14 protein-coding genes are annotated in these 17823 nt (G+C 37.0%); 3 read left to right on the top strand and 11 right to left on the bottom strand.

Annotated features, from left to right (window positions below; translation table 11 throughout):
- Nucleotides 1-194: 194 nt before the first annotated feature.
- From hisF to gltB, 4 genes are all read right to left on the bottom strand, one after another.
- Entirely contained in the window at nt 195-971 is a 777-nt protein-coding gene (hisF, locus tag KD050_RS19805) for an imidazole glycerol phosphate synthase subunit HisF (protein WP_211894011.1), read from the bottom strand.
- Between the two features lies 1 nt (nt 972).
- Entirely contained in the window at nt 973-1587 is a 615-nt protein-coding gene (gene hisH, locus KD050_RS19800) for an imidazole glycerol phosphate synthase subunit HisH (RefSeq protein WP_211894010.1), read from the bottom strand.
- A 92-nt stretch (nt 1588-1679) separates the two neighbouring features.
- Nucleotides 1680-3164, bottom strand: coding sequence for a glutamate synthase small subunit (gene gltD / locus KD050_RS19795; protein ID WP_211894009.1), 1485 nt, complete (start codon nt 3162-3164; stop codon nt 1680-1682).
- Nucleotides 3165-3181: 17 nt separating this feature from the next.
- Nucleotides 3182-7714 (bottom strand): glutamate synthase large subunit, encoded by a 4533-nt coding sequence (gltB, locus tag KD050_RS19790; protein ID WP_211894008.1) that lies wholly within the window; start codon nt 7712-7714, stop codon nt 3182-3184.
- Nucleotides 7715-7835: 121 nt separating this feature from the next.
- Here gltB and KD050_RS19785 point away from each other — a divergent pair, with 121 nt between their 5' ends.
- Nucleotides 7836-8738: a glutamate biosynthesis transcriptional regulator GltC gene (locus KD050_RS19785; protein ID WP_211894007.1), complete on the top strand. Its 903-nt coding sequence runs from the start codon at nt 7836-7838 to the stop codon at nt 8736-8738.
- Between the two features lie 152 nt (nt 8739-8890).
- Here KD050_RS19785 and KD050_RS19780 read toward each other — a convergent pair whose 3' ends face one another.
- From KD050_RS19780 to pxpA, 3 genes are read right to left on the bottom strand one after another with little or no spacing between them, the layout of a single operon-like run.
- Entirely contained in the window at nt 8891-9682 is a 792-nt protein-coding gene (locus tag KD050_RS19780; RefSeq protein WP_211894006.1) for a putative hydro-lyase, read from the bottom strand.
- Nucleotides 9683-9698: 16 nt separating this feature from the next.
- Nucleotides 9699-10919, bottom strand: a complete 1221-nt coding sequence (locus KD050_RS19775; protein ID WP_211894005.1) for an NRAMP family divalent metal transporter — start codon at nt 10917-10919, stop codon at nt 9699-9701.
- A 12-nt stretch (nt 10920-10931) separates the two neighbouring features.
- Complete coding sequence (gene pxpA, locus KD050_RS19770) at nt 10932-11693, bottom strand: 5-oxoprolinase subunit PxpA (protein WP_211894004.1); 762 nt, start codon at nt 11691-11693, stop codon at nt 10932-10934.
- Between the two features lie 416 nt (nt 11694-12109).
- Here pxpA and pxpB point away from each other — a divergent pair, with 416 nt between their 5' ends.
- Nucleotides 12110-12838: a 5-oxoprolinase subunit PxpB gene (gene pxpB / locus KD050_RS19765; protein ID WP_211894003.1), complete on the top strand. Its 729-nt coding sequence runs from the start codon at nt 12110-12112 to the stop codon at nt 12836-12838.
- Nucleotides 12835-13821, top strand: coding sequence for a 5-oxoprolinase subunit C family protein (locus tag KD050_RS19760; RefSeq protein ID WP_211894002.1), 987 nt, complete (start codon nt 12835-12837; stop codon nt 13819-13821). Before pxpB ends, KD050_RS19760 begins: the two co-directional genes overlap by 4 nt.
- Before the next feature lie 15 nt (nt 13822-13836).
- Here the strand turns inward: KD050_RS19760 and KD050_RS19755 are convergent, their stop codons facing one another.
- From KD050_RS19755 to KD050_RS19740, 4 genes are all read right to left on the bottom strand, one after another.
- Nucleotides 13837-14601, bottom strand: a complete 765-nt coding sequence (locus KD050_RS19755; RefSeq protein WP_211894001.1) for an IclR family transcriptional regulator — start codon at nt 14599-14601, stop codon at nt 13837-13839.
- A gap of 23 nt (nt 14602-14624) precedes the next feature.
- Nucleotides 14625-15524 (bottom strand): DMT family transporter, encoded by a 900-nt coding sequence (locus tag KD050_RS19750; protein WP_211894000.1) that lies wholly within the window; start codon nt 15522-15524, stop codon nt 14625-14627.
- 161 nt (nt 15525-15685) lie between these two features.
- On the bottom strand, nt 15686-16234 hold the full coding sequence (locus KD050_RS19745; RefSeq protein ID WP_211893999.1) for an NADPH-dependent FMN reductase: 549 nt from the start codon (nt 16232-16234) through the stop codon (nt 15686-15688).
- A gap of 181 nt (nt 16235-16415) precedes the next feature.
- Nucleotides 16416-17789 (bottom strand): GntP family permease, encoded by a 1374-nt coding sequence (locus KD050_RS19740; protein ID WP_211893998.1) that lies wholly within the window; start codon nt 17787-17789, stop codon nt 16416-16418.
- Nucleotides 17790-17823 lie beyond the last annotated feature (34 nt).

Genomic DNA, 17823 nt, shown 5'->3' with positions numbered 1-17823 from the left:
AGTGAGGATAAACGATGTTGGCGTATTCGACTGATTAACGGTGATTTTCAACCGATAATCTATTATTTCCGACCGATATTTAAGTTATTCGACCGATTGTTCGAGGCTTTCAACCGATTCTCATACATATTCAACCCATTTAACATTTTGGTCCCTAAAAAATGACCTAGCCAAAATTGGCTAGGTCATTTCTGTTAAGTAAGACGTACATTCACATTTTTAGTTTGCAAGTAGGATTTAATTTCCCCTATTGTATAATCTCCATAGTGAATCATTGATGCAACAAGAGCAGCATCTGCTTTCCCCTCTAAGAAGACTTCTTCAATATGTTCGATTTTTCCTGCACCACCTGATGCGATTATTGGGATGTTTACTTTTTCCGATAATAGCTTGATCAGCGCTACATCATAGCCATTTTTCATGCCATCTTTATGGATACTTGTACAAATAATTTCTCCCGCACCTAGGTCTGCGGCTTGCTGTGCCCATTCAACAACATCGAGTCCAGTTTTCTCATGACCGGAATGTGTGTAAACTTCCCATCTAATAATTTCTTCATGCTCATTATAAATTGGCATGGCATCTAACCCTAATACGACGCATTGTTTGCCGTAAATATCTGCTGCTTCTTTGAGTAATTCTGGACGCCTTACTGCAGCAGAGTTGACCCCCACCTTATCTGCTCCAGCCCGTAGTAAATTTTTGAAATCTTCTACTGTACGAACGCCACCGATTACGGAAAATGGAATATTTACTTGTTCGGCAACTCGTTGTATCCATTCTAATTTTAAATCTTGGTTTTTCAGGGAGGCAGTAGTGTCAAGATAGATTAATTCATCTGCACCATCTTCGGTATACTTTTTACCAAGCTCTGCAGGATCACCTATAATAGTAGGATTTCTAAATTGAACATACTTAACTGCTTGATCATTTAATACATCAATGGCTGGTACAATTCGTTTTCTTAACATGCTATTTATCTCCTTGTTTACAGTAATTATCTAAAAGCTGTATGCCATACTTACCACTTTTTTCTGGATGAAATTGTACGCCCATTACTTGAGAAGAATTACCTATAACCGAGGCAAAATTTAATCCATAGTCTGTTTCACCTAAAATATCTTCGTGTTTCTCTGGTTTTGCAAAATAGGAGTGAACAAAGTAAAAGTCCGTTTCATCTGGAATATTTTCAAATAGAAAATGATTTTGAACATCTTTCACTTGGTTCCAGCCCATATGTGGAATTTTCTCCGATTCATCGGTAAATTCAGGTACTGTCCCTGTTAGTAATCCAAGACAAGGCACATTTCCTTCCTCGCTCGTTTCTAATAAAAGCTGCATCCCAAGGCATATACCTAATAATGGAGTCCCGTCCAAAACTTTCGCTTTTAAATAATCACTTAGACCGGTGCTATTCAAAACATCCATAGCAACTTTAGCGTTTCCAACTCCTGGAAGGATTAACTTAGTAATTTCATCGGTATGATCACTTGCCTTCGTAATGAGCTTCGTTTTATATCCAAGCTGTTTAATTGCCTTTAACACACTATGTAAATTTCCTGCTCCATAATCTATAATTCCAATCATGTTATTGCCTCCATATTCGTTATGTAACTATTATGACATCTATTGAGGAAAAACAAAACAAAAACTTTAGCGCACTAGCATAGTAAAACCGGTCATGAGATTATGACCGGTTTATTACTTACATATTCACTTACACGTTTTGCTACTTCTTGCCCTTCTTTGATAGCCCAAACGATCAAGCTTTGCCCTCTTCTAGCATCACCAGCTGTAAAGACTCCCTCAACGTTTGTTGAGTAATCTTTTGTAGATGCAGTAATCTTTTTATTTGAAACCCGAACACCAAACTGGTCTGCTAAAGTAGTTTCTGGTCCTTCAAAACCAATAGCTATAAATACAAATTGGGCAGGCCATACTTTCTCTGTTCCTGGAACTTCTTTAAAAAAGTAAAACTCATCTTCTCCAAGAATCTTTTCCATTTGGATCGTATGCAGCTCTTTTAAATTCCCATTCGCATCAGCAATGATTTTCTTCGTTTGAATTAAATATTCTCTTGGATCTTTTCCATACTTTGCATCTGCTTCTTCATAAGCATATTCTAGTTTGAAAATAGTTGGATCAGTCGGCCATTGATTATCTTCTGCTCGAGTTGCTGGAAGTTGAGGATGTTTGCCAAATTGGACAACACTCCGACACTTTTGACGAAGAGCAGTCGCCACACAGTCAGCTCCAGTGTCTCCACCTCCAATGACTATTACATCTTTACCTTTTGTATTGATAAACTGATTATCCTTAAAATTAGAGTCCAATAAACTCTTTGTAGTCGTTGTAAGATAATCCATTGCAAGATGTATCCCTTTAGATTTACTGCCTTCCATATGAAGCACACGTTGTTTCTGTGCTCCAATGCATAAAATAACCGCATCGTACTGTTCTTTTAACTGCTCTGCTGAAATATCCACTCCAACCTCTGTATTAAGGATAAAATCAATACCCTCCCGCTGAAGTAATTGAATCCGACGTTCTACAATATCTTTTTCTAGTTTCATATTTGGAATCCCATACATTAGAAGTCCACCTGCTCGATCAGAACGCTCAAAAACGGTAACAGAATGACCTGCCTGATTGAGGTCATCTGCACTTGCAAGTCCAGCAGGACCAGAGCCAATAATAGCTATTTTCTTCCCAGTTCTTGATAATGGAATTCGTGGAACTATCCAGCCGTTTTCAAAGCCTTTATCAATAATAGTACGCTCAATATTTTTAATAGAAACTGCTGGATCTGAAATAGCCAGAGTACACGAACCTTCACATGGTGCTGGACAAACCCGACCTGTAAACTCAGGAAAATTATTAGTCATAAGCAATCTTTCTAGTGCTTCTTCCCATTTCCCTTTATAGACAAGATCGTTCCACTCTGGGATAAGGTTATTTATAGGGCAACCTGAAGTAGCCCCCCTAACCTCTATTCCCATATGACAAAACGGAGTTCCGCAGTCCATACATCTTGCCCCTTGTTTTTGTAAAGATTCATCCGTTAGCTTGGAAGAGTATTCTTTCCAATTGTTTATACGTTTGAGAGGGGCCACCTCTTTACTTTTTTCCCGTCCATATTCCATAAATCCTGTAGGTTTTCCCATGAGTATCTCCCCTCTCCTTATTTTTTTGCTAGTTCTTCTGTTTTTCTATCCTTCACAATAGAAGTTGACAAAAATGCTTGCATTGCTGCCGCATCATCAGTTAGACCCTGTACTTTAAATGACTGGATTTTATCCAACATTTTTTTATAATCATTTGGTACAACTTTCACAAATCGACTAGCTGATTCATCCCAGTTATCCAATAAATTCATTGCTTTCGTACTCTTTGTGTAATAATAATGATCCATTATTAATTGGCGAACAGCATGTAGCTCATCTGTAGTTTGTATTTGCTCGAATCCAATCATTTCCGTATTACATTTTTCTTTAAACCCGCTCACGTCATCTACAAGTACATACGCAATTCCTCCGGACATTCCTGCCCCGAAATTTTTCCCTACATCTCCTAAAATCACAGCACGGCCACCTGTCATGTATTCACATCCATGGTCACCAATACCTTCTACGACAACATCTACTCCACTATTTCGAACTGCAAAGCGCTCCCCAGCACGTCCATTTATAAATGCAGTCCCACTCGTTGCACCGTAAAGCGCAACATTCCCAGCAATAACATTTTGTTCAGCCTTACCTTGAATAGGGGCTGTTACAATTAGTTTTCCACCCGATAATCCTTTTCCAAAATAATCATTTACATCGCCCGTAATATACATCGACATTCCTTTTGGAATAAATGCACCAAAACTTTGACCTGCTGCCCCTGTAAATCTTAAAACGATCGAATCATCCGCTAACCCTCTTGCACCATATTGTTTAGAAATCTCACTTCCAATCACTGTTCCCACAACACGCTCTCTGTTGGATATTGGAAAGTACAATTCAGCTTTTGACTGACTTTCAATCACCTTTTTCAACTTAGGAAGTAATACTTTTATATCAAACGATTCATCAATTTTATGATCCTGCTGTGTATTCCAAGTTCTCGATCCTTCTGGTTGGTATAATAGGGCATCTAAATTTAGCTGTTTTGCTTTCCAATGAGCTTTTGCACGCTCACTAACCTCTAAGGCATCTGTTCGGCCAACCATTTCTTCGACTGTTCTAAAGCCTAATAATGCCATGTATTCTCGCACTTCTTCTGCTACGAACTTCATGAAGTTAACTACATAATCTGCAGTTCCCGTAAATTTATCACGGAGGTCTGGATTTTGTGTGGCAATTCCAACTGGACAGGTATCTAGGTGGCAAGCTCGCATCATAATACATCCCATTACAATAAGTGGTGCTGTTGCAAACCCGTACTCTTCAGCTCCTAGTAAAGCTGCCATTACAACATCTTTACCTGTCATTAGTTTCCCGTCGGTTTCTAACACTACACGATTGCGTAAACCATTTAACATTAATGTTTGATGTGCTTCAGCAAGTCCTAGCTCCCATGGTAGACCAGTATGTTTAATACTCGTTTTAGGTGATGCACCTGTTCCTCCGTCATATCCACTAATTACAATTACATCAGCTGCGCCTTTGGCTACACCTGCTGCAATTGTTCCTACTCCAGATTTTGCAACAAGTTTAACACTAATTCTTGCAGTTCTATTGGCATTTTTTAAATCGTGAATAAGCTGTGCCATATCTTCAATGGAATAGATGTCATGATGCGGCGGTGGAGAGATTAAACCTACTCCTGTTGTAGAACCACGAACATCTGCAACCCAAGGATATACTTTGTTGCCTGGTAATTGCCCGCCTTCTCCTGGTTTTGCACCCTGTGCCATTTTAATCTGTAATTCATTTGCTTGAACGAGATAATGACTTTTTACACCAAATCGGCCAGATGCAATCTGTTTAATAGCACTTCTTCGGTTATCACCATTAGCATCTAGTTCATAACGACTCGGATGCTCGCCGCCTTCCCCACTATTACTTTTACCACCTATACGATTCATCGCAATCGCTAATGTTTCATGTGCTTCTTGACTTAACGAACCATATGACATTGCACCTGTTTTAAAACGTTTAACTATTTTCTCAACAGATTCTACGTCCTCAATTGGAATACTTTTATGGCCTTTTTTGAACGTTAGTAGATTTCTTAAGAATCCAATTTGCTCCTCATTTGCCATTTCTGCATATTGTCTATATAATCCATAGTCCCCTCTTCTAGTTGCCCATTGAAGCGTATGAATTGTTTTAGGATTGAATGCATGATGCTCTCCATTACTTCTCCACTGAAAATCGCTGCCTGATTCTAGTGAATTACCTGAAGCAACAACTGCTTGTTCATGCCTATTAAAAGCTTCCCGCGCAATTGTTGCTAAATCGATTCCACTAAGTTGTGAAACTGTACCAGTAAAATAACGCTCAATAACGTCTTTACTAATACCAACAGCTTCAAAAATTTGTGCACCACGGTAGCTTTGTACAGTGGAAATCCCCATTTTGGACATTACTTTTACTACTCCATCTGCAATTCCTTGACTGTATTTAGCAACTGCTTCTGAATAACTACTTGTTAGATGCCCATCCTGTATAGCTTCTGCAATCGTTGCATAAGCAAGATAAGGATTGATAGCATCTACACCAAATCCGATAAGTGCAGCAAACTGATGTACTTCTCTAAGTTCTCCAGATTCCACAATGATACTTACTTTTGTACGATTTCCATTACGCAGTAAATGTTGGTGCACATGACTCGCTGCTAATAATACTGGAATTGTGGGTTGCTGTTCCTGAATTTGTCTATCAGAAAGTATTAATAATGATATTCCTTGTTCAATTAATCCATCCACTTTTTTAGAAAGAATTTCTAAATCTAACTCTAAATCTTCTGACATATTTAAATGGATGTCTACAGTAGTAAATGATTCTATATTATTCTTTTTTAAATGTGCTAGTTGACCATTAGTTAAGATAGGTGTGTCTAAGAAAATCCGTTTTGCGTTTGAGGCATTTGGATGTAGCAAATCTCCTTCTGCTCCAAGCAGTGTCATAGTAGAAGTTACAATATGTTCCCTTATCGAATCAATAGGGGGATTAGTAACTTGAGCAAAAAGTTGTTTAAAATAATTGAATAACGACTGGGGACGTTCAGATAGTACCGCTAAAGGTGTGTCGTTACCCATAGATCCGATTGGATCCTTCCCATCCGTTGCTATTGGAATCATATACTTATGCACATCTTCAAACGTATATCCAAATGCTTTTTGACGGAATAATAAATCATCAAGCTCTTCTGCTTTTTCTTCCGTTACGGGAATCTTATACATATTTTCTGATAGCCATTGTTGATAAGGCTGAGCCTTTGCCATTTCTGTTTTTATTTCCTCATCAGAAATAATTCTTCCTTTTTCCAAATCAACTAATAGCATCCTTCCAGGGCTTAGACGTTCTTTATATAAAATACTCTCTTCGTCTATGTCCACTACTCCAACTTCAGAGGAGAAAACAATATAGTCATCTTTCGTTACGAGATAACGCGCAGGACGCAATCCATTACGATCTAAAATAGCACCAATCTGTTTCCCGTTTGTAAAAGAAATAGCAGTAGGACCATCCCAAGGTTCCATTAAACTACTATGATATGCATAGAAAGCTTTTTTTTCCTCCGTAATATGTGGATTCTCAGTCCATGGCTCTGGTATAAGCATCATAGCGGTATGAGCAGGTGTTCTGCCAGCTAAAACAAATAATTCAAATGCATTGTCGAGCATGGAAGAATCACTACCGTTTGAATCGATAATTGGCAATAGCTTCGACAGGTCTTTGCCAAAAGCTTTTGAAACAAATTGTTTTTCTCGAGCCTTCATCCAGTTGATGTTGCCACGTAATGTGTTGATTTCACCGTTGTGAACAATATAGCGGTTGGGATGTGCTCGCTCCCAGCTTGGAAACGTATTTGTACTATAACGGGAATGTACAAGTGAAAATGCAGAAGTGAATAATTCATCCTGTAAATCGACATAAAACAAATCTACCTCTTCTGGAGTTAACAGTCCTTTATAAACAATTGTTTGACTGGAAAGACTCGCACAATAGAATTTAAGACTTTGACGTTCAGCCCAATGCTCAGCTAGTTTACGAATAATATATAATTTACGTTCAAAAGCTAATGATTCCATTTCGTTATTTGATTGAATAAAAACTTGACGAACGAAGGGTGCAGTTTCCTTTGCTTTATCACTTAATCCACTTGCATCGATTGGCACCGTTCTCCAACCTATAAGCACTTGCCCTTCTGCAGCTATCAAATCATTTATTTTTTGTTCAATTAGTTTGCGTTCATTCGAATCATTTGTGAAAAATAACATACCGACTCCGTATTTACCTTTTTCGGGTAAATCCCATTCGTTGCATACAACACGAAAGAATATGTCAGGAATTTGAACCATCAAACCGGCTCCATCACCTGTTTTACCATCGCCACCTCTGCCGGCGCGATGCTCTAAACGACATAACATCTCAAGTCCTTTTTTTACGATATCGTGTGTTGCATTACCTTTTATATGTGCGTATAAACCTATCCCACATGCGTCATGTTCAAAAGACGGGTCATACATACCTTGTGCTTGTGGTAGTTGGTGAAATGTCATGTTTATACCTCCCTTTAAACTGAAAAAGTGTCTTAGGAATATTGTATGTTTTCAAAATAATATAAACAATATATAATTTGGATATAAATCATCTAATTTTGAGATAGATAAGGAGAATTCTATGGAACTACGCCAATTAAGATACTTTATAGAAGTCGCAGAAAGAGAGCATATTTCGGAGGCTGCGGTCCATTTACATGTTGCACAGTCCGCAGTTAGTAGACAAATAGCTAATTTGGAGGATGAACTCGGGGTTCAATTATTTGAGCGGGTAGGTAGAAATGTAAAGTTAACACCAATTGGTAAGATTTTCTTGGAGCATAGTGTCTCCGCCATTCAAGCGATTGATTTTGCGAAGAAACAAATTGATGAATATTTAGACCCTGAAAAAGGAACTATTAAAATTGGCTTTCCAACAAGTTTAGCCGGTCACTTATTACCAACAGTGATTTCCGCGTTTAAAAAAAAGCATCCAAACGTTGCTTTTCATTTGCGCCAGGGATCCTACAATTATTTAATAGAAGCGGTTAAACAACGAGAACTTAACTTGGCGTTTTTAGGTCCTCTACCTCCTAAGGAGAGTAGTTTAAATAACACTATTCTTTTTACGGAGAATTTCTCTATACTAGTGAATGCAAACCATCCCTTTGCCAAAAGAGATAAGATTCCTCTCATCGATCTTCGAAATGAGGATTTTGTCCTTTTCCCTGAAGGCTACATTATGCAAAAGTTGGTATTCGAAGCATGCAACTCTGTTGGTTTCACGCCCAAAGTTTCCTCGGAGGGTGAAGATATGGATGCGATTAAAGGATTAGTTGCTGCAGGGATAGGACTTACACTTTTACCCGAAAGTACTTTTTATGATTCTACCCCAAGATTCACGAAGAAAATCCCAATTGAATTACCTAATATACGAAGAACTGTTGGAATTATAAGCCCAGCTACACGGAATCTTTCCCCTTCAGAAAAGGTTTTTCATGATTTTGTCATTCAATTTTTCTCGTTGCTTGGACAGTATCAATAAACAGTCAGCATTTGCCTGAGGTATTTGAGGAGCTAACAATATAATAGGTCTTCGAGAAGGCCCTTTCTATACTTTGCATCTATTAAAACAAATGAAAAAACATGAAGATCGTAATCACACGGTCCTCATGTTTTTATATTTAATAGATAAGCTTATAATAAACTCAGTTTTTCGTCTTTTAAATCACTGATAAACATACAACCAGGGGCATGTGTGATCATAATAGAAGGCTTACTTTGCATAGCAACTGCTTGAGGTGTGACACCACAAGCCCAGAACACCGGTACTTCTCCATCCTTTATCGTAACTGAATCTCCAAAATCTGGCTTTGTTAAATCCGTTATTCCAATTTGAATTGGATCCCCAATATGAATTGGCGCACCATGTACCCCTGGAAATCTGGAAGTAATTTGTGTGGCTCTAATTGCATCTGCAGAAGACATAGGTCTCATACTAACTACAGTCGGCCCTTCGAAAACTCCTGCTTTCGCACAAGCAATATTCGTCTTATACATAGGTACATTACAGCTTTCTTCAATATGTCTAATCGGGATACCTGCATCTAGTAGTGGCGTTTCGAACGTAAAGCTACAGCCAATAAGAAAGGCCACCATATCATTCTCCCAATAATCTGTAATATCCGTTACTTCTTTAATATAGACTCCATCTTTATATATTCGATATCTAGGTATATCAGTTCGAATATCAGCCTCTTTAGCAATTGAACTGGGAACAAAAGAACCTATATCAGTCACATCAACCAAGGGACATGATTTTGGATTCCGCTGACAGAACAGTAAGAAATCATAAGCATATTCTTTCTTTAATATCGCTAAATTTGCTTGTGTATATCCTTTGGACATTCCAGCTGTTGGACCAGTTATTTTTCCTGCCCGAATCATTTCACGTATATTACTAGGTGACATAGAATTATAGTTGTTCATACAATCTCACTCCTAACTAGTTAAAAAGCAATGGAATTTGTTCTATAAGTGTCATGATACCTAAAACACCCATAATTATTGTTACTAATCCCCCACCAATCGTCATCCAAAGAGGGTGTTTATACTCTCCAACAACTTCTTTTTTATATGCACCAATTAACAGTGTCCCTAGTGCTAGAGGTAAAATCAGTGCATTAAGTGCACCAACAAGTATAAGAACGTTAACAGGTCTTCCTATAAAGGCGAATGTTACAGTAGATATAATAATAAATAATATAATTACCCAATTGTGATATTTTTCTATCTTTGGGTGGAAAGAACGAATAAATGAAACAGAGGTATAAGCTGCTCCCACAACTGAAGTAATGGCTGCTGCCCACATGATTACACCAAATATACGATATCCAATCTCACCTGCCGCAAGTCTAAATACAGAAGCTGGTGGATTCTCAGGGTCTATTGCCAATCCTTGCGATACTACTCCCAGAACAGCAAGGAATAACGCTACACGCATAATACCCGTTACAGCAATTCCCGTCACAGAGCTTTTCGTAACATCTGGAATTGATTCTATTCCTTTTACTCCTGCATCAAGTAGTCTATGTCCTCCCGCAAAAGTGATATAACCACCAACAGTACCCCCTACTAGGGTAACAATTGCAAAAATACTAATCTCAGATGGTGCAAATGTTCTTACAATCGCTTCTCCTACTGGAGGAGATGTTATAAAAGCAACATAAAGCATTAGTAATATCATGACAAAGCCAGCTACTTGAGCAACTTTATCCATTGCTTTACCTGCTTCTTTCACTACAAATATAAATATAGCAAATACAGCACTTATTATTGCACCAGTAATCGGATCAATTCCTAGCATAGCGTTCAATCCTAGACCAGCACCTGCAACGTTTCCTATATTAAATGCTAATCCTCCCATAACAATCAGAATTGCTAATATCACACCAAGTCCAGGGACTACCTTATTTGCAATCTCTTGTCCACGTAAACCAGATACTGTAATGATTCTCCAAATATTTAATTGCGCAAATACGTCTAATATCAATGAAATTAAAATAACAAATCCAAAACTTGCTGCTAATTGTTGCGTAAATACGGTTGTTTGTGTTAAAAACCCTGGTCCAATTGATGAAGTTGCCATTAAAAATGCAGCACCAAGTAATACGCTATTAGTAACTTTCTTGCTATTATTCACTGGTATAATATTCTTTTTTGACATCTTTCTCTCCCCCTAGTCCACTAATGAAGAAATAGCAATATTGTTGCGCTCTAATGTTTCTTTAATCTGTCGCGCAAATGTCACAGCATGTTCTCCATCGCCATGAATACAAACTGTATCTGCTTTTATCGATACCTCCGTATTTTGTTGAGATATTACTATACCTTCCTTTATCATTTTGACAACTTGTGAAACGGATTTATGTGTATCAGTTATCAATGCATCCGCATGTTGTCGAGAAGTCAAAGTTCCATCCGCTTGGTATGTACGGTCTGCAAAAACTTCATGAGCTGTCTGTAAGCCAATTCTTTCGCCTGCAGCAGTCAACTCACTATTTGCTAGTCCAAAGAGAATTATGGAAGAATCCACATCATAAACCGCTTTTGCTATAGCCTCTGCTAGCTCTTTATTTTTTGCTGCCATATTAAATAATGCTCCATGAGGTTTTACATGCTGCATCTTTTCATCAAATGTGGCTAAAAATGCTTGTAAAGCTCCTATCTGATAGACAACCATGTCGTACCCTTCTTGAGGAGAGATATTCATTTCTCTACGACCAAATCCGTTTAAATCAGGTAAGCCAGGGTGTGCACCGATTTTCACACCGTAGTCAATAGCTAGTTTTACTGTTTCTCGCATAACACTCGGATCTCCTGCGTGAAAACCACACGCTATATTCGCAGATGTTACATACTTCAATATCTCTTTTTGTTCACCTAATTGATAACGTCCAAAACTTTCGCCTAAATCACAATTTATATCTATTTTAAACATTTTCTAAACCCTCCTCAGATTTAAATAAAAGAATCAACACTCGCTTGTTCCGAATTATGGAACCTTAGTTTTGAAACTTAAAAAAAGTTTACCACAGTTTGATTTTTCTGAATAGATATTATTTTAGAAATCAAATAATTAGATAGATTCTATTAAATTCATAAAAGCATATTAAATAGTGAAATCCTGGCAACCTTAATTTTCGCTGGAATCGACGCCTTTCACACCAATTAATAAGATTGACTTTTAAAAATGAATAAAAAATTGTAGAATCACGTAAATATTCTTCTTTTTAATAGAATCAGGTTAAGAAAACAAAACTTGTAATTTAATTTTAGACAATTATAATAATTTATGTAATTCATTTTTAAGAACTTAAGTACCGTAATTCGAAACTAAAGGAGTTGTTACATACTATGAAATCTTCACAATTAGAACTCGACATTAAACCTTTAGGCGATTCAGCACTGATTGTTCAGCTTGGAGACGGAATAAATCCTACCCTACACAAACTAGTAAAAAGTCTCTCAGAGATAATTTCGACTATACCATTTAAGGGAATTATAGAATTCGTGCCTGCTTATAACAATATTACCGTTTACTATAATCCATTTTTGGTGCAAAATTCACATAGCGGTTCGACTAGTGCCTACGATAAAGTGAGTAGTCATATAAAAAAACTGGCTCAACAAATAACATTGGATAAAAACGCCGATACAAGAATTGTAACTATCCCAGTTTGCTACGGAGGTGAATTTGGTCCTGATTTAGAGAATGTAGCATCTATAAATAATCTATCAATGGAAGAGGTTATTGATATTCATACAAGTAGTGAATGTTTGGTTTATATGCTAGGATTTGCACCAGGATTCCCTTTTATGGGCGGTATGGATGAACGAATAGCAACTCCAAGAAGAGAAACCCCGAGATTATCAATTCCACGAGGATCAGTAGGTATAGCTGGTAAACAAACAGGGATTTATTCGTTAGAAACACCTGGGGGATGGCAAATCATTGGTAGGACTCCACTCGATTTGTTCCTTCCAAAAGAGTCTCCTCCTACACTGTTACAGGCAGGCGATCAAATCCAATTTGTATCCATAACGCCTGAGGAATACTTATTATACGAGGAGTTGAAGAAATGAGTATAAAAGTTTTGAACCAGGGACTAATGACTACTATTCAGGATTTAGGAAGATATGGCTCACAAAAGTTTGGTGTAATTGTAGGCGGAGCAATGGATTCCTATTCATTAAGGCTAGGTAATCTCTTAGTTGGTAATATTGAAAGTGAGGCTAATCTTGAAATAACACTTTATGGAACCACTCTTCAATTTGAGGAAGAAACACTAATTGCTATCACTGGCGCAGATTTCTTACCAACTATTAATAATATTCCCGCACCATTATGGAGCCCAATTGTCGTCAGGAAAGACTCTATTTTAAAATTTCATACAGCCATTAACGGAAGTAGAGCTTACGTAGCAATAGCAGGAGGAATTGATATTCCTGAGGTGATGGGTAGTAAAAGTACATATCTTCGTGCTAGGATTGGCGGATTTAAAGGGAGAGCGTTACAAAAAGGAGATGTTCTTCCTTTAACACATTCCAATAAATTGGAAAACGAGACTTCAAAAACAAGCCAGAAAAACAATGTCAATTGGAGCATAAATTATAATGAGTTGATAAGTTTTAACAAGCATCAAGTAATACGAGTAATTAAGGGAACAGAATTTGAAAGGTTCAACAAAGAGAGTCAACATAAACTATGGACTGAGGTTTTTACTATATCTTTACAGTCTGATCGAATGGGTTATAGATTAGAAGGGCAATCTCTTTCCCTTTCGGAAAACTTTGAACTCCTATCGGAAGGAGTAACATTTGGCACAATTCAGATCCCCCCTAGTGGACAGCCAATAATACTAATGGCAGATAGACAGACAACAGGCGGATACCCAAAGATTGGACAAGTTATTTCTGCAGATTTGCCTACGCTTGCACAACTTCAACCAACAGCTACTATCCAGTTTAAAGAAGTCACATTAGAAGAAGCCGAACATGCATTTATTCAAAATGAACGAAAGATAAACCTCATTAAAAATGCAATTAAATATAAGTTATATCATTAAATTGAAAATCCCCTCCTATTTTTGTTGAGGGGGTTTTCTGTATCCTAGCTTACGAGAAATTTCATCAGCAGCAGTCATTACTTTGCTGGCATAAAAAGCAATATTATCATTTTGGTAATTTGCTTCGATACCTGCAATACTTAGTCCTCCAATAATTTCACCTTTAAAATCGAAAATTGGAGCTGCAATTGCAGACGTATAATCCTCTAATTCAGAATGGCTAATTGTATATCCATTTACCCTTGCATCGCTTATAGACTTTAATAATACTTCTTTATTAGTTAATGTCCCAGTTGCAATTTTTTCTAACTCAACCTTATTTAGATAAGTCTCTATTTCTTGATCAGTTAAAAAAGAAAGAATAACCCTAGCACACGCACCTGCATAAAGCGGACTTCTTCTGCCGATTGCAGTATACAAACGAACTTTTTGATAGACATCCACTTTTTCAATATAAATTGTTTCATCACCTTGACGAATGATTAAATTTATAGCTTCTTTTAGTTCCTTATGTAATTCTTGCATGATATCATAAGCAATTTGTCTTAGATTTAATCGGGAAGCTACAAGATTTCCATACGTTAAAAACAATAAACCTAAACGATATTTTGAATCTCTTCCTTTTTCTATGAAACCCATTTCTTCTAATGTAAGGAGCATTCTGTAGACAGAGGTTTTCGGTATCATAGATAGTTCAATTATCTCTTGAAAAGTCAGTTCTGAGTGTTCAAGAAACAAGTTTAAGATATCCATTGAACGGACTACGGTCTTATTTTTCATATACTCACCTTCATTTAAAATTATTAGCTATTTTTACTATAATCCAAAAGTTTCTTTTTACTTCTATAGTTTACTATAAAAATACTTATTCCAACCATAACCAGACCAAGAATAAGCATGTATGTTATTGCTTCATCTAAGAATACTGCACCTAAGATGACTGCAATAATTGGTACCATAAAAGTGAAAGATCCTACCTTACTAGCTTCTCCTTCCCTAATAAGTTTGTAATAAACTAACTGTGCTAGAGGAATCCCTAAAATAGATCCATAACTTAATGCACCAACATATTTGCTATTCCAAACAATATCGGAAAAGTCTTCGAAAAAACCGCCAAATACAATCAAAACAAATCCACCAATAATACATTGCATGGAAACCATCCAAAATGCGTTAACCTTATGACTCACTTTTTTGACGTATATAACACCTATCGCCCAGAAGAAGGCAGTCATTAAGCCAAGAGCTACACCAATTACGGAAACATGAAAAGTCAACCCATCCAGGCTTACAATGACAATCCCTATAAACCCAATTACCAACCCTATAATCTTTCCTGGAGTCATAAATTCACCTAGCCAAATCCACGCAAAGAGACCTAACAGCACTGGTTGAAAGTAAACAAGAATGGAAAATAATCCGCCCGGTAAATAATTTAATCCAACTGTTTGAATTCCAAAAAATATAGTTGTATTTAATAAGGCAGAAGTACAATAATAACGCCAATTTTCACGCCAATTTATTTTATCCCTTATATTAAATAAAATAACTGCTAACAGAAGCCCACCAATTGTTGCTCTCATTCCTGCAAATAATATGGGTGGTGTATAAGGTAAAGCTAGTTTATATATAGGCCAACTTGCTCCCCAAACAAAAATTAAAAATAGGAGCAACATAGTTGATTTATTAAAAACATTATTCAATTTAATTACTTCCTTCCACCCTTATACGAATTCTCTAGAATCACTATACACCTTATGTAACAAACCATCTATGAAAATATGTTCATTTATATTTTTCAATTAAGAATTTTAACAAACAAAAACCGCAAATCATTAATCGATTTGCGGTTTTGTTCACATTATTATTTTATATTGTTATAAAATTCCTCAAAGTTATTTACGACCTGATCTAAAAAATCACTTGTTGCTTGATCTGTAATTTCATTTTGTTCATTGATCTTTGTATGAATGGCACCGATATAGACTTCATTGCCAGGAAGTAATCTTGGTTGAAGCGTCGGATTGGAAATAATTTCTCTTAAATGCATTTGCGCACGAATGCTACCTAAAACACCCATAGAAGATCCTACGATAAATGTTGGTTTATCTTTTAGGTCATGTCCACTGCGTGACATCCAGTCAATCGCATTTTTCAATGCACCTGGGATAGAGAAGTTATATTCTGGAACTGCAAAAAGCACTGCTTCTGCATTGCGAACTATTATTTTAAAATCCATAGCCCCTTTAGGAGGGTTATCTTCTATATCAGCATTAAACATTTCTATATCATTAATGGAAACGATTTGTATGTCCAATTGTTGCGTATAGCGTTTTTTCATATATTCTACTAATTTTAAGTTGTATGAGCCCTTTCTATTACTTCCTATGATTGCCGCTACTTTTATGGCCATTTGTACATCTCCTCATTCTCTGTTGTTTAACACCTTCTATATTTACTCACGATTGTTAGTATATCTCTATAATCCAAACTTATGCTGAGAGAAGGCTCGTTCATCTGATCAAACTATATTCAGATGATAATCTATTATAATAAAAGAGGACGCTCTCCATGAACGTCCTCAATTGTGATTATTAAACAAAAATATCTGCAATAAGTATAGCTATCAGTGAAGCACCCCAAGCTAAAGTAGTTGGAATTGACCACACCATAATTTGTTCTTTCGTATTTGTAATACCAAGCGAACGGTTAACAACCCAGAACATTGTATCACTAAAATAAGAGAATACCATTGCCCCAAGTGCTGCCGCTTGTGCCGCAAGTACCATATTTACACCGTCTATATTAGCTAGAATTGGTGCTGAAATGGATGCAGCTGTAATCATTGCAACAGTTCCACTACCCTGTATCAATCTTATAAGGGATGCAACTATAAACGGTATTAATACAGCAGGTAACGGTAAAGATGCAACGAGATTTCCGATATAATCCCCAGCACCACTTTCACGTAGTACATATCCGAATGCACCACCAGCACCTGTGATTAATAGAATAACCCCGGCACTGTTCATACCTTCTTCCATACGCCCAAGAGTATCTTCACGACTCCAACGTCCTGCTAATGCATAAATAGCTGCGATTACCGCTAACCCAACAGCAATAATTGGTTGACCTAAGAAAATTAGATAATCATAAATTCCACCAGTAATTTCTAATGCAGTCAAGGTCGTATTTAGGAAAATCAATACAATCGGTAAGACAATTGGTAATATAGAACGGAATAAGGACGGAAGCTCTTTATTCCGCTCATCAGAAAGTTGAACAAATTCATCATACGTCATTTCATCTTCAGGACGAACCCAGTCAGTGCCATCTTCATTTGGAAGTTGATATATTTTCTTTCCTAACCATTTCCCATAGAAAACCCCAACTAACATAATCGGAATAGCAAAAATCAATCCATAAATAATCATTTGACCAACGTCAACGCCGAAGATTCCTGCAACTCCTAGTGGTCCTGGAGTTGGGGGAACAGCATGATGAGTTGCTACTGCACCAATTGCCAATGGTATCCCTATTGCAACAACTGATTTCCCAGTTTTTCTTGCAACAGATTTAATTAGTGGTGTTAAAATGATAAAAGTTGAATCGACAAATATAGGTATAGCTACTATGTATCCTGCTAGGGCCATTGCCCATTCTTCTTTTTTCTTACCAATAAATTTAATAAGTGCGTACGCTAATCGTTCAGCAGCACCTGAAACTTCTAGTAGTCTACCCATCATGACTCCAAATCCAATTACAATACCTATGGAGCCTAGCGTACTACCAAAACCACCAATAATAGCATCAGCTACCTTAGGAGGTGACATTCCTCCGATGATTCCTGTTATTGCTGCGGCGATTATTAAAGCTAAAAATACATGAATTTTTGTTTTCACTACTAGATAGACTAATAGAATTACCCCAATGATTAGACCTAAAATTACTTGTGATTCAGACGACATCTCATGTAACCCCTTTCAAACTTCTATTTAAGAG

Origin of the sequence: Psychrobacillus sp. INOP01, from assembly GCF_018140925.1 — a bacterium.
Lineage (GTDB): Bacteria > Bacillota > Bacilli > Bacillales_A > Planococcaceae > Psychrobacillus.
The sequence above is the reverse complement of the archived record's forward strand: the minus strand, read 5'-3'. Positions and strand labels throughout refer to the sequence as shown.

Bases quoted from the DNA above. Each gene is read 5' to 3' on its own strand.
- KD050_RS19785 (WP_211894007.1), top strand. From the start codon at position 7,836: ATGGAACTACGCCAATTAAGATACTTTATAGAAGTCGCAGAAAGAGAG.
- pxpA (WP_211894004.1), bottom strand. From the start codon at position 11,693: ATGTTTAAAATAGATATAAATTGTGATTTAGGCGAAAGTTTTGGACGT.
- pxpB (WP_211894003.1), top strand. From the start codon at position 12,110: ATGAAATCTTCACAATTAGAACTCGACATTAAACCTTTAGGCGATTCA.
- KD050_RS19780 (WP_211894006.1), bottom strand. From the start codon at position 9,682: ATGAACAACTATAATTCTATGTCACCTAGTAATATACGTGAAATGATT.
- hisH (WP_211894010.1), bottom strand. From the start codon at position 1,587: ATGATTGGAATTATAGATTATGGAGCAGGAAATTTACATAGTGTGTTA.
- KD050_RS19775 (WP_211894005.1), bottom strand. From the start codon at position 10,919: ATGTCAAAAAAGAATATTATACCAGTGAATAATAGCAAGAAAGTTACT.
- gltB (WP_211894008.1), bottom strand. From the start codon at position 7,714: ATGACATTTCACCAACTACCACAAGCACAAGGTATGTATGACCCGTCT.
- KD050_RS19760 (WP_211894002.1), top strand. From the start codon at position 12,835: ATGAGTATAAAAGTTTTGAACCAGGGACTAATGACTACTATTCAGGAT.
- KD050_RS19745 (WP_211893999.1), bottom strand. From the start codon at position 16,234: ATGGCCATAAAAGTAGCGGCAATCATAGGAAGTAATAGAAAGGGCTCA.
- hisF (WP_211894011.1), bottom strand. From the start codon at position 971: ATGTTAAGAAAACGAATTGTACCAGCCATTGATGTATTAAATGATCAA.
- gltD (WP_211894009.1), bottom strand. From the start codon at position 3,164: ATGGGAAAACCTACAGGATTTATGGAATATGGACGGGAAAAAAGTAAA.
- KD050_RS19740 (WP_211893998.1), bottom strand. From the start codon at position 17,789: ATGTCGTCTGAATCACAAGTAATTTTAGGTCTAATCATTGGGGTAATT.
- KD050_RS19755 (WP_211894001.1), bottom strand. From the start codon at position 14,601: ATGAAAAATAAGACCGTAGTCCGTTCAATGGATATCTTAAACTTGTTT.